We start from the raw sequence: 13,136 nt of genomic DNA, 5'->3' as shown, positions 1-13,136 counted from the left end.
TTTTTCTTTTAACAATAGAGGTAAATAGTAAGTAATGAATAGAAAGGGGAGTACATATATGGAATACCGAATTGAAAAAGATACAATGGGAGAGATAAAGGTTCCAAAGGATAAACTATGGGGGGCACAAACTCAAAGGAGCATCGAAAATTTTGCTATTGGTACTGAGAAGATGCCATTAGAGATTATTTACGCTTTTGCGCTATTAAAAAAAGCAGCAGCCAAAAGTAATGAAAAGTTAAACAAGCTATCCACCGTAAAATCCCAAGCGATCACAGAAGCCTCAGACGAGATAATCGATATAAAATGGGATGATCAGTTCCCTTTAGCTGTGTGGCAAACAGGTAGTGGGACACAAACCAATATGAATGTAAACGAAGTGATTGCCAATAGAGCAAACCAGCTTTTGAATGAAAAAAAACTAAATGAAAAGATTCATCCAAATGATGATGTCAATATGTCACAAAGCTCCAATGACACGTTCCCCACTGCCCTTCACATCGCTGGCGTATTAGCAGTGGAGGAAAGACTCCTTCCAGCTCTAACTAGACTAAAAGAGACCTTGCTTCAAAAGTCAGAGGAATTTAAGGATGTCATTAAAATAGGAAGAACACACTTACAAGATGCGACCCCACTGACACTGGGCCAAGAGATTAGCGGATGGCATTATATGCTTGAAAAAGATGAGATGATGATTATAGAAAGCCTCCCTCATATGAAAGAACTGGCAATTGGAGGAACAGCAGTAGGTACAGGTATAAATGCGCACCCAAAATTCGGGGAAATGGTGGCGGAAGAGATTACACAGCTTACTGGGAAAAGTTTTACTTCTGCAACAAATAAATTTCATGCACTGACAAGTCATGATCAAGTTGTATATGTACACGGAGCAATAAAAGCACTTGCCGCTGATTTAATGAAGATAGCCAATGATGTCAGGTGGCTTTCTAGTGGTCCAAGAAGCGGAATCGGGGAGATAATCATTCCGGAAAATGAACCCGGAAGCTCCATTATGCCAGGCAAAGTCAATCCTACCCAAAGTGAAGCACTGACAATGGTTGCAACGCAAGTAATGGGCAATGATGTCACGATTGGAATTGCTGCAAGCCAAGGGAATTTCGAATTGAATGTGTTCAAGCCAGTCATCATCTACAATTTCCTTCAGTCTGTCACGCTTTTGACAGATAGCATGAATAGTTTCAACGATAGATGTGTCAGCGGAATGGAACCTAATCTTGAAAAGATTGCGTTGCACCTTCAAAACTCTCTAATGCTGGTGACATCCTTGAATCCCCATATAGGATACGAAAAAGCAGCGCAAATCGCCAAACTTGCACATATTGAGGGGACCACTTTAAAAGAGGCTGCACTTAAATTGGAGTTGCTTACAGAAGATGAATTCGATGCCTTTGTAGATCCAAGTAAAATGGTAAAGCCACAATAAAGAAAAAGAGCTGTCGGAATTTCAAATCGAACTGAAATTCCAGACAGCCTAAGTATCTCTATTTTTCCACCAATTCTGTATCACTTACTTTATCTATCTTATCTACAAACATTTGAAACACTTTACGCTTTTCATCTAATTCTTTTATGTATTGTTTAAGTTCATGGAACTTTTCTTCATAAGGTCTGTGATAGGACTCTTTGATATTTTCAATGATTTCATCATTTATGGTAGATTGTATCACTTGTTTTGTGATACTGAACTTTATGGAGTATAGCTGGAGATCGGATTTTACTTTTTCATATTCATCATCTATCTCCTTTTTTTGCTTAAGCATATCTTCCTTCCATTCTAATAAAGAATCCTTTACATATGTTTGCATAGTTACCTCCCATGAACATAATGATACTTGGTTATGTATTGTATATATAATATTAATGAATAACGTAGAAATTGTGGGGGTATTTTTCTTTACAGTATGTTTACAGATTTTCTAAAAGATTTTAAAATTACCCCGTATCTTCAGGGGCGTATGAAACGTTTAGATAATAGAGTGGAGTAAAGGAGTGATTCAGTATGAAAAATGCAGAAGGAGATCAGTGTAAATCAACAGTCTTCTATGATGAGGAACTATATGAGAAATATCAAAATTTGCTTAGGTATTGCATTTTTCTCACAAAAAATGAATGGGACGGGAGTGATCTTGCTCAAGAAGCCATTACCAAAACAATTCAACATTACAGTAATTCCGCGGTTATAAGTAATCGGTTGCTAAAAAAGATTGCTTACAACAAGTGGATTGATATTGTACGTAAGAGACAAAATGAAGTCTTGCAGGAGGTCCCGGACGAGCAAACGTCTTCAATTCCTCATATGGAAAAAGCAATCATCACGACAGAATTCCTTTTAAAGAATATGACACCAAAACAAGCCATCATATTCTTCCTGAAAGAAGCGTTTGATTATCAGGCTTTAGAGATAGCAAACCTTTTAGGAACAACTGAGGGTGCCATTAAATCCTCTTTACACCGTTCTAGAAAACGACTGGAAAATGAGGAAACGACTAAAAGTGATTTTATCGAAAACTTCTGGAACGAGAAAGAAAGGGAAATCCTTCCGGTGTTATTCCAGGACAGTCTCCGGGATGAAGATCCAAGTTCTTTGATAAAGGCTTTGCCTACACTATTTGCAACAGTAACGGAAGCTATAGGTATAAATCAATCACTCTCTACTCCACCTCCAAGTAATGTATTTAAGTGTGCAGCATAACAAAAGGAGGAAGAAAAAATGACCACCATACCTTATGTAATTGAACAATCCAATAAAGGAGAGCGTTCCTACGACATCTATTCCCGTCTGTTGAAGGATCGGATCATCATGATTGGGGATGAGATCAATGATCAAATCGCTAACAGTGTAGTTGCCCAGCTTTTATTTCTTGCCGCAGATGATCCAGATAAGGAGATATCCATCTACATCAACAGCCCAGGCGGCTCCACTACATCGGGATTTGCCATCCTTGATACAATGCACTATATTAAGCCGGATATAAGGACCATTTGCATCGGAATGGCCGCTTCTTTCGGCGCGATGCTCCTAATGGCGGGAACTAAAGGGAAGAGGATGGCCTTACCGAACAGCGAAATTATGATTCATCAACCACTCGGGGGTGCAAGAGGGCAGGCGACGGATATTGAAATATCCGCCCGTAGAATCTTAAAGTTAAAGGACGATCTGCACAAGATGATTGCCGAATATACTGGACAGCCAATTGAAAAAATTGAGCGGGATACCGACAGGGATAATTTTATGACTGCTTCGGAAGCAAAAGACTATGGGATTATTGATGAGGTCATCATAAAAAGATAAAACACAAAAAAACAGGCACCTAACTTAGGGAGCCTGTTTTTTAGTCCTTTTTCCCGATAATCCCGTAAAAAAAGATATTGGTTATATCTTCTGTCAGTGGTAGTACTTTCTGATACACATCTTCCCGTTGCATATAATCCTTCAGCATCTGTACATAGAATAAAATCGCTTCTTGGGAGAGGTTAGGGTCCACATATCCTTGTTCCTTTCCTTCTTTGAACAGTTTGGAAAAATAGGGCAAAGCCTTTTCCACATAGATTTTCTCGATGATATTCCCTTCAGCCGAATATTCTTTCATCATAAAGAGATAAAATTCTTCATGTATCTGCTTGGAGATTTCTTTCTTATTAAAGATAATCTGTTTGATTTTTTCCGGGAATGGTATATCGCTATGAATGAGTTTTTCAAAGTCATCGGAAGTTTTGTTTATGTAATATCCAAACACCTCACTTGTTAATTTATGTTTGCTTTTAAAGTAATTATAAATCGTTACTTGCGAAACATTTGCGTTATGCGCAATTTCTGAAATGGATACTTTTTGAATGCCGTATTCCATATAAAGTGTCAGTGCCGCATCTAAGATATCTTGCTTCTTTTGTTCTCTCCGTCGTTGAAAACCGTCCATTTCCTTCACCTCCTCTTTATTTTAAATAAAAATATGTAATAAAACAAATAGAATATTTCATAAACTCTTGTCAAAGGATAATATTATATATATTATGAACTGTATAAGTTAAAATATTTCATATTTTTAAGTTTAACCAGATATGGAAGAGGAGGGTCTTCAATGACCATTTTAGAGACAAAGAACTTGAGTAAGACTTTCGGGAAATTTACTGCGTTGGACAGGGTTAATTTAAATGTAAATAGCGGGGAGGTATATGGGTTCATCGGACCAAATGGAGCGGGGAAGTCCACCACCATTCGTATCTTATTGGGCATTCTAAAAGCTTCACATGGGGAAGCCAAGATATTTGGACTTGATGCGTGGAAGGATGCTGTCGAGATCCATAAAAGAATTGCTTATGTACCTGGTGACGTGACTTTATGGCCGAACTTAACTGGGGGAGAGGTAATTGACCTATTCATGAAACTTCGCGGGGGGAGCGATAAAGGGAAAAGGGAAGAGCTGATGGAAAAATTCAAATTGGACCCTTCCAAAAAATGTAGAACCTATTCTAAAGGGAACCGACAAAAGGTAGCTTTAGTTGCTGCATTTGCCTCAAATGCAGATCTATATATATTGGATGAACCAACTTCTGGTCTTGATCCATTAATGGAAATGGTTTTTCAGGAATGTGTAATGGAGGCAAAGGATGCCGGAAAAAGTGTACTTTTATCTAGCCATATACTCTCTGAGGTAGAGAAGCTCTGCGATCGTGTTGGAATCATCCGCCAAGGAAAGATCATAGAAACAGGCACATTACATGAGCTGAGACACTTAACTAGAACAAATCTTTTGATTGAAACGAAACAAACGATAGAAGGTTTAGGTTTGTTGAAAGGTGTACATGAAATTGAACAAAAAGATTCTACTTTATCTTTTCAGGTGGATTCAGAAGAACTCGATACTGTGATGAAACATGTAAGCCAGTATGGACTGGTGAAATTGGAGAGCTCTCCTCCAACACTGGAAGATTTGTTTATGCGTCATTATGAAGGCGGAAACACTCCCATTTCAGGAGCGGGAGGGGAAGCTTGATGTGGAAGCAACGTTTTAGTAACACGGGTAGCCTGATCCTCTTCATGTTGAAGCGGGATAAGGTACGTATTCCAATCTGGCTAGTTTCAATCACATTGATAACGATATTAACCGCCACATCTTTTTCGGGGTTATATGCGAATGACCAAGAAAGACAAGCAATTGCTGAAACCATGAAGAATCCTGCCATGACCGCCATGGTCGGGAAAGGCTATGGGTTGGAAAACTATACAGAAGGTCCGATGATGGCGCACCAGATGCTTTTATTTACAGCTATCGTGGTTGCCATCATGAGCATCCTCCTCGTTACAAGACATACACGAAATGATGAGGAGGAAGGTCGCGTCGAGTTAATCCGTTCCTTACCTGTCGGAAGACTGGCAAATGTGACCGCTACAATAATTGTTTTGGTTTGTATAAATCTACTGCTCGCTCTAATTATTGGTTTCAGTTTATTCTCTTTAGGAATTGAGAGCATGAGTTTGAATGGTTCTCTTTTGTATGGGGGAGCGCTTGGAGCAACAGGGATTCTGTTTACTGCTATAACAATCTTGTTTGCACAACTTTCGGCAAATTCAAGAGGGACCATCGGCTTGTCTTTTTCCGTGCTGGGTTTAGCGTATTTGATTCGAGCAATAGGGGACGTAAGTAATGAAGCATTATCTTGGACCTCGCCACTTGGCTGGATACTTGGAACAGAAGTTTATGTAAACAACTATTGGTGGCCGATTTTACTTACATTAGGTATAGCTGCTCTAATAGCTCTAGTTGCACTTTCCTTACATGCTATCAGGGATTTAGGCTCTGGTTTTATTGCTACCAAGCCTGGAAAGACTCACGCTTCAACCTTTTTAAAAAGCCCTTTTGGCTTGGCATTCAGGCTTCAGCGGACAGGAATTATATCATGGGCGATTGGGATGTTCATTTTGGGCGCTTCCTATGGTTCCGTCCTGGGAGATCTGGAGTCTTTCTTTTCAAGTAATGAAATGATCGCTGAGATGCTTCCACCGGTTGAAGGATTCACATTGACCGAACAGTTTATGACCATGCTTATGGCCATTATCTCCATGATTTGCACCATTCCTCCCATTATGTTTTTATTGAAGCTTAAAGGGGAGGAGAAAAGGGGGCATACTGAGCATATCCTTGCGAGAGCTGTTTCTCGTTCCAGGTTATTAGGAAGCTACTTGACTTTGTCTTTGGTTTTTGGTTTTGTGATGTTGCTTCTAGCTATACTGGGCTTATGGGTGGCAGCAGATTCAGTCATGGACGACCCAATATCCTTACAGTCGTTTTTAAAGGCCGGGTTGGTCTATTTGCCTGCTTTGTGGATTATGACTGGTATCGGAGTTGCTACAATTGGCTTAAAGCCGAAACTGACAGGTCTCACTTGGCTTATACTAGGCTATTCATTCTTTGTTGTTTATCTTGGTGGCATGCTGAAGCTACCTGAATGGATGGCAAACCTTTCTCCATATGGACACATTCCACAACTTCCAGTGGAAGAAATCAACTATCTGACCATTTCAGTCCTCACACTGATTGCCATCGTTCTTACGATTGTTGGTTTTGTAGGGTTTCGCAACCGCGATATGGCAGGATAAGGAGGGCCCCTCGTTTTAATAACGGGGGGCTTTTTTGTTTTTTCTCAAAGAATGTTGCTATTCACTAGTAAAAAGTCGGCAATTGGAATTTTTACTGTTGCATACTCTAGTTATGCATAAAGTATATTTGGCATTGCATAACACAACAGTAAGTAAAATAACGATTGGTTTAAAAATACGTACGTAAAAGCAATCAAGTTTACGAAAATAGTCTATTGTATAAAACACCTTTTCATCGAGCAATCTACAAAGGAAAAGGAGTGAAGTATATGAAGCATTTTATGCCTATATTGATCAAGTTTATCGTTAGTTTTTTAACCTTATCCTTTTTCTTGAATCAGTTTGCTGCAATCTCTTTCCTAGATATTCTCTTGACGACTGTGATACTTGTCAGTGTTTCTTATTTTGTGGGGGATAATATGGTATTACCTCGAACCAATTATACATTTGCTGCTGTCTTTGACTTTGTATTTAACTTTGCTACTATAGCATTTATAGTGCATATCCTGACCAATTTAAGTGCAGGATTCCTCTTGCCATCTGCCATCGCCGCATTAACCATCACTGTGTTTGAAGTGTTCTTTCACCTATACCTGGTCAAAAATATATTCCCTGGTCGTCCTAGGAAGAGAACGAAGAGGGCAGCCCAGCCAATGGAATTACAAACGGAATTTTCGGATGAACTAACCATTCATGATAAAAAGAATAGAGAAGACTAAACCCAATAATTCTGTTGGGTTTTTGTTTTGTTTGCTATAATTTAGCTGTAAAAAAGAGAAAAGGAGCATGTGAAAATAATGAGCCTAGATAAAGTGAATGAATGGATAGAAGCGTTAGGACTTGAAGCACATCCTGAAGGTGGCTTTTACAAGCAAACATACCTTTCAGAGGAGAATATTACAGATATTGAATTAAGTGTGTCTTTTGAAGGAAAGAGGAAGCTGTATTCGAGTATTTATTTCTTACTCACTGATAAAAATATTTCACACTTTCATCGCTTAAAATCGGATGAATTATGGTACTTCCATGGGGGGAACTCTTTAACCATACATGTCATCACAGAAAGTGGCGAGTATGTACAACATAAGCTAGGTTTAGATATAAAAAGAGGGGAGACACCACAAATACTGGTTCCTAAAAACTCCATTTTCGGGTCTACAGTAGATTTCCCAGACAGCTATGCACTAGTTGGTTGCATGGTATCACCTGGTTTTGAATTCAAGGATTTTGAGATGTTTACACAATCGAATTTAATGGAAAAGTATCCGCAGCATGAGGAAATCATTCGTAAAATGGCTTATGAAGTGTTGCCAAGTGAGGATGTATAAGTAGGCCCCCTTTCTAAGTAAGAGAAAGGGGTTTTGTTTTTTTCTTTGGTATCCATTAATACCTTTTCTTTATCTGAAATGGTTCGATTGACAACACCATCAGTTCTCTTAGTTGCGTAAAGCATCTGGATAAAGGTAGGCAGGGCTGTTTGGTTTACGGAACGATTTTATGGCTATGGAGAGAACTGCTCAATGATGGGCGTTTTTTTTTCTTTTATATAGAGGGGAAAGTGCTATTAATTGCGCATAAGAACAAATGTTCGTATAATATGAATATAGGTAATTAGATCTATTAAATCTATAGGAGAGGAAGAGGAAAATATGAAGCAGATGCCAAGTAGAAAAATCACCTTAGATCTCCCAGAAATTATTCAAATGTATAATGATGGAATGAGTACCACTGATATCGCAATCGCGGGGAATGTTTCAAGCCGAAGAATTACACAAATTCTTAAGAAAAATAATGTAGAACTGCGGCCAAGGGGACATTGGAAAAGGAAATATCATATTAATGAAGATTATTTCAAGTACTGGTCACCGAACATGGCATATATCTTGGGTTTTTTCTTAGCAGATGGAGTTATAAGTGGAGAAGGACAATCAGTAAGCTTCGCTCAAAAGGAAGTCGAGATTCTTGAACAAATAAGGGATGAAATGGAGTCCAATCATCCAATAGGTGAATATAAAAATGGTGTACACTTCCTTAATATAAACAGCAAAATCATTAAAGATGATCTGATGAATATCCATGGTTTAACACCAAACAAATCAAAGACTGTGGAATTTCCTTACGTACCAGAAAAATATATGAGTCATTTTGTTAGAGGGTATTTTGATGGGGATGGAAATATTAATTACGAAAAATACGTTGTTACATTTGTTGGTGGTTCGGAACTATTTCTGTGTGAATTGATGAATGTGCTTGAAAAGCAAAAATTAACTCCTTTTTTAAAAGATAGAAAATCTCATTATCGTCTATTCATTTCAGGAAGAAAATCTATACAAATTTTCTCTAACTGGATCTACAAGGACAAAACCATGTTTCTACAAAGGAAGTTTAATGAATTCAAAAAAGAAATATTACCCTACGATGAGTTGAAAGATAGAGCTATAAGAGTTACTAAAGAAGCTGTGTTGAAGCGAAGAAAGCGTTTTTTAGAGCTATTAAAAGTAAATGGTTGTGTTAAGCTCACTAGTGAAAAAATCGGAATAAGTCCGTATACCTACAAAACCTGGCTTAAAAAAGATAAAAGGTTTGAAGAGGAGTTTAAAAGTATTTTTAGATGTAATGAATAATTGTTATTAATCAATCTTATAAAGATTAAAAAAAAGAGAGTGAAAGTACTCTCTTTTTTAATTAATATTCCGGTTAACATAATACTTATTATAGGAAGTTATATAAAATTAGTTATTTTGTATCAAAAACAGAGTAAACTTATGATAGTGAGACGAAAATTGAAAAATTATGATATAGCTTATTTGATTGATCATTAATCAATTTTATCAAGCCAGTATTGTAATTCTATAGATTCAATCCATTTTTTTATTTCATTCATTACTTTATAACAAATTATGTAGCAAATAGTTATTTTGCTTTTAAAATCAACCTTAAAGTCGACTATATACTCTCCATTAAATTAACAAATCAGTTTACATAATATGTTATGGAGATTTTTCTATTATCTTTTCTTAGTTACTTAAAAACAACGCCACGTTTTGCCGGCGTTGTTTTTCATTATTTATATACTGTTTGCTGATTCATCATATTAATAACTTCATTAGATGAAACTACCTCAGCAAATTCTTTGTGTAATGCAGATAAAGCATGGCGATGCACTTCTTCTGCTGTTAGCTTCATATCATCATAGGAAACAGCTTCAAATGCAGCTGTAGCGTCACAACAAACATACGTTCTATATCCGAGATTTCCAGCCATTCTTACTGTAGTGGAAATGCAATGATTGGAGGTCAAACCAATTACAATCAATGTTTGATACCCATTTTTCTTTAGATAGCTGTCCAATTGTGTTCCGATAAAACAACTGTTCACATTCTTACGGATAAAATATTCGTCTTCCAAAGGTTCGAATCCCGGTTTTAATGCAAATCCGGGGCTGCTAGGATGAAGTTTAGAATTGGGGTCTTGAGATACATGTTGGACGTGAATTATAGGAAACTCTTTTTTTCGCCAAACTCTCATAAGTTCTAACATTTTATCTTCTGCATCAGGGTTATTGCGTTGGCCCCATGCTGGATCATCAAATCCTTTTTGCACATCTACAACTAGTAATACTGGTTTCATAATCCATCCCCTCTCTTTCTCAACTATATTACTAGGCCATTATAAAAGATATTTTTGCTTACAGGCATGTTTGAACTTTTCTGGCTGCATGATATACTCCCAATTATATCAGTTATTTTATTCTCTTTTGTTACAGAAACATTTTTTAACTGGAGAATCTAGTCACTTTTTAAACTGTTCTACCGTATAGTCTTGGCCTTCTACCTTAAAACTGCGACCTTCTACATTTCCCGGATCTACTTCTACCTTTCCCAAGCTTACTTCGACCACTTCAGTTAAATGTTCTACAACTTAAAGATTTGAATCTTTTAATAAGTTAACATAATATAACTCCAGTAAACCAACTTAATATAAATATCACAAACCACCCTTCCTTATAATCAAAAAAACCGCCTCTCCACGCTAAACCTTAGCGCAGAAAAGCGGTACATCTATCAATATTTCCAAGTTACTTACCTTCTACTTCCTCTTCCGTCTCCACCCACATCTCCACTACATCTCCAGCTTCCTGTTGATCCAGAACGAAGGATCCATTTGAATAGCGGTCATTATTACGGTACGAGGCGGCTGCAAGCTTCTCCACGGTTCCTTTTTCTGTTTGAACATAGATGAAACTTGAAGGTTCCACTAACTCTACCGCTGCTATCTGGTGAGGATTATTCTTCACTTCTCGCAGCATAACCAGACCACGTTTGGCACGTGTGGCTTTATCAAACTCGGTAATTTTCAATTTCTTTACGGCACCGCGATGGGTTGCGATAAACAACATGGCCTTTGATTCTTTCTCAAATACTAAGCCGCTCACAACAAAATCACTATCTTTCAAATTAATGCCTTTCACCCCAGCTGCACGGGCTCCTACGACATTGATTTCTTCTTCTGTAAACCACAGTCCATATCCGCTTCTCGTCGCCAAAAAGATATCTTGAGCTCCATCTGTAAGGTGTATATCCACTACTTGGTCATCACCTTTTAGGTTTACTGCCATCAGCGGCTTGGAGTAACGCTGGGCTTTATATGCATTCAGCTCTGTTTTCTTGACCATTCCGTTCCGGGTGACAAACAACAAGAATTTAGGTTCCTCGAAGTTGCTGACCGGAATCGCTTTGATAATGGATTCATCTCTATCAATTGGAACAATATTTGCTACATGCTGGCCCATGTCCTTCCAACGGATATCCGGCAGTTCATGGACAGGTAGATACAAGTAGTTACCCTTGTTTGTGAACAATAACAATGTTTGGGTTGTGTTAATGTCCAACTTGGAAATGATTCTATCGGTTTCTTTCATCCCGAAATCCTGGCCATTGGAAGCAGAATAAGATCGCAAGCTTGTACGCTTCACATATCCATCCTTCGTGACTGTCACGATGACATCCTCAGATGGGATCATCACTTCCAGGTTGATCTTGATTTCCTCTATTTGTTCTTGGATTCTCGAGCGGCGGTCATTCGTATAAAGCTTTTTCACGCGCTTCAAGTCCGATTTTATGACAGAGAACAGCTTTTTCTCGCTTGCAAGGATTGCTTCTAGTTCCGCCACCTTCTTGGCAAGTTCATCTGCTTCCGCTTGCAATGCTGTGATATCTGTATTGGTTAAACGGTATAGCTGCAAAGAAACAATGGCTTCTGCTTGGGGCTCCGTAAACGTGAATTTGGCAATTAAGTTATCTTTTGCGTCCCGTTTGTCTTTCGAAGCACGGATGGTTGCTATCACTTCATCCAGGATCGATAGAGCTTTCATCAAGCCTTCCACAACATGCTGGCGCTCTTTCGCTTTGGCTAGCTCAAAACGGGAACGGTTGGAGATTACTTCTTTTTGATGATCGATGTATGCATCCAAGAAGTGTGGCAATCCCATTAATGTCGGGCGCTTTTTATAGATGGCAACCATGTTGAAGTTGAAGGTGATTTGCAAGTCTGTATTTTTATATAAATAATTTAAAATACCACTTGCATCTGCTTCTTTTTTCAACTCAATGACAACACGTAAACCGGTACGATCGGTTTCGTCGCGTACCTCGGCGATTCCATCCACTTTTTTGTCAAAGCGCAGTTCATCAATTTTTTTGACGAGATTTGCTTTGTTTACTTCGTAAGGCACCTCTGTAATGACAATCTGTTTCTTGCCCCCACGGATATCTTCCACCTCCGCAAGACCACGGACAATAATTTTTCCTTTGCCAGTTTCATAGGCTTTCTTGATTCCTTCGACTCCTTGAATAATACCGCCAGTAGGGAAATCCGGCCCCTTGATGACGGTCATTAACTCATCAACACTAACAGATGGGTTGTCGATGCGCATGATAGTCGCATCGATCACTTCTCCAAGGTGGTGAGGTGGAATGTCTGTTGCATAACCAGCAGAAATTCCGGTGGAACCATTTACCAAAAGGTTTGGATACATCGCTGGAAGAACGACCGGCTCTTGTGAAGTATCATCGAAGTTCGGGATGAATTCCACTGTTTTTTTATCAAGATCCCGCAAAAGTTCGGACGCGATCGGTGATAACCTTGCTTCTGTGTAACGCATTGCTGCTGGAGGATCCCCATCAATACTACCGTTGTTTCCGTGCATCTCGATTAGCATATTGCGAACCTTCCAGTCCTGACTCATACGGACCATGGCATCATAAACGGAGGAATCTCCATGTGGGTGATAGTTACCGATTACATTACCGACTGTTTTAGCTGATTTACGAAACGGTTTATCGTGGATGTTTCCTTCTGCATACATAGCATATAAAATACGACGTTGTACCGGCTTAAGCCCATCACGTGCATCTGGCAATGCACGCTCTTGGATAATGTATTTACTATATCGTCCAAATCGGTCGCCTAAAACTTCTTCTAGGGGTAGGTCGTGAAATTTCTCTGTCTGTGTCAT

The 13,136-nt window shown here is 38.6% G+C and carries 11 protein-coding genes and 1 pseudogene; 8 read left to right on the top strand and 4 right to left on the bottom strand.

Annotated elements, in window-relative coordinates; translation table 11 throughout:
* Positions 1-58: 58 nt before the first annotated feature.
* Positions 59-1,444 (top strand): class II fumarate hydratase, encoded by a 1,386-nt coding sequence (gene fumC, locus MKY77_RS11840; protein WP_339146014.1) that lies wholly within the window; start codon positions 59-61, stop codon positions 1,442-1,444.
* A 58-nt stretch (positions 1,445-1,502) separates the two neighbouring features.
* On the opposite strand, the gene MKY77_RS11835 is transcribed toward fumC, so the two are convergent.
* Positions 1,503-1,826: a hypothetical protein gene (locus tag MKY77_RS11835; RefSeq protein ID WP_339146013.1), complete on the bottom strand. Its 324-nt coding sequence runs from the start codon at positions 1,824-1,826 to the stop codon at positions 1,503-1,505.
* 194 nt (positions 1,827-2,020) lie between these two features.
* Here MKY77_RS11835 and MKY77_RS11830 point away from each other — a divergent pair, with 194 nt between their 5' ends.
* A complete protein-coding gene (locus MKY77_RS11830) occupies positions 2,021-2,713 on the top strand; it encodes a sigma factor-like helix-turn-helix DNA-binding protein (RefSeq protein WP_339146012.1) in 693 nt (230 codons plus the stop codon).
* A gap of 6 nt (positions 2,714-2,719) precedes the next feature.
* Positions 2,720-3,313, top strand: a pseudogene (gene clpP, locus MKY77_RS11825) (ATP-dependent Clp endopeptidase proteolytic subunit ClpP); the annotation flags it as partial.
* A 40-nt stretch (positions 3,314-3,353) separates the two neighbouring features.
* On the opposite strand, the gene MKY77_RS11820 reads toward clpP, so the two are convergent.
* Positions 3,354-3,938 carry a TetR/AcrR family transcriptional regulator gene (locus MKY77_RS11820; RefSeq protein WP_339146011.1) on the bottom strand — a complete coding sequence of 195 codons (585 nt, stop codon included), beginning with the start codon at positions 3,936-3,938 and terminating at the stop codon, positions 3,354-3,356.
* A gap of 162 nt (positions 3,939-4,100) precedes the next feature.
* On the opposite strand from MKY77_RS11820, the gene MKY77_RS11815 reads away from it, so the two are divergent.
* The 5 genes from MKY77_RS11815 to MKY77_RS11795 all read left to right on the top strand — a co-directional run bounded on the left by MKY77_RS11815 (position 4,101) and on the right by MKY77_RS11795 (position 9,243).
* Entirely contained in the window at positions 4,101-5,015 is a 915-nt protein-coding gene (locus MKY77_RS11815) for an ABC transporter ATP-binding protein (protein ID WP_339146009.1), read from the top strand.
* Positions 5,015-6,619: an ABC-2 transporter permease gene (locus MKY77_RS11810; protein WP_339146007.1), complete on the top strand. Its 1,605-nt coding sequence runs from the start codon at positions 5,015-5,017 to the stop codon at positions 6,617-6,619. Before MKY77_RS11815 ends, MKY77_RS11810 begins: the two co-directional genes overlap by 1 nt.
* Before the next feature lie 269 nt (positions 6,620-6,888).
* Complete coding sequence (locus MKY77_RS11805) at positions 6,889-7,338, top strand: DUF2512 family protein (protein WP_339146005.1); 450 nt, start codon at positions 6,889-6,891, stop codon at positions 7,336-7,338.
* A gap of 78 nt (positions 7,339-7,416) precedes the next feature.
* Positions 7,417-7,947 (top strand): cupin domain-containing protein, encoded by a 531-nt coding sequence (locus MKY77_RS11800; protein WP_339146004.1) that lies wholly within the window; start codon positions 7,417-7,419, stop codon positions 7,945-7,947.
* A 321-nt stretch (positions 7,948-8,268) separates the two neighbouring features.
* Entirely contained in the window at positions 8,269-9,243 is a 975-nt protein-coding gene (locus MKY77_RS11795) for an LAGLIDADG family homing endonuclease (protein ID WP_339146002.1), read from the top strand.
* A gap of 439 nt (positions 9,244-9,682) precedes the next feature.
* Here MKY77_RS11795 and MKY77_RS11790 read toward each other — a convergent pair whose 3' ends face one another.
* The gene (locus MKY77_RS11790) at positions 9,683-10,249 is read right to left on the bottom strand and encodes a cysteine hydrolase family protein (RefSeq protein WP_339146001.1); all 567 of its coding nucleotides are present in this window, start codon (positions 10,247-10,249) and stop codon (positions 9,683-9,685) included.
* Positions 10,250-10,697: 448 nt separating this feature from the next.
* Entirely contained in the window at positions 10,698-13,136 is a 2,439-nt protein-coding gene (gene parC, locus MKY77_RS11785) for a DNA topoisomerase IV subunit A (RefSeq protein ID WP_339145999.1), read from the bottom strand.

It is taken from the genome of Sutcliffiella sp. FSL R7-0096 (assembly GCF_038595065.1).
Taxonomy (GTDB): Bacteria; Bacillota; Bacilli; order Bacillales; family Bacillaceae_I; genus Sutcliffiella_A.
Note: the sequence above shows the minus strand (reverse complement) of the source record. Positions and strands in the feature narration are given on the sequence as shown.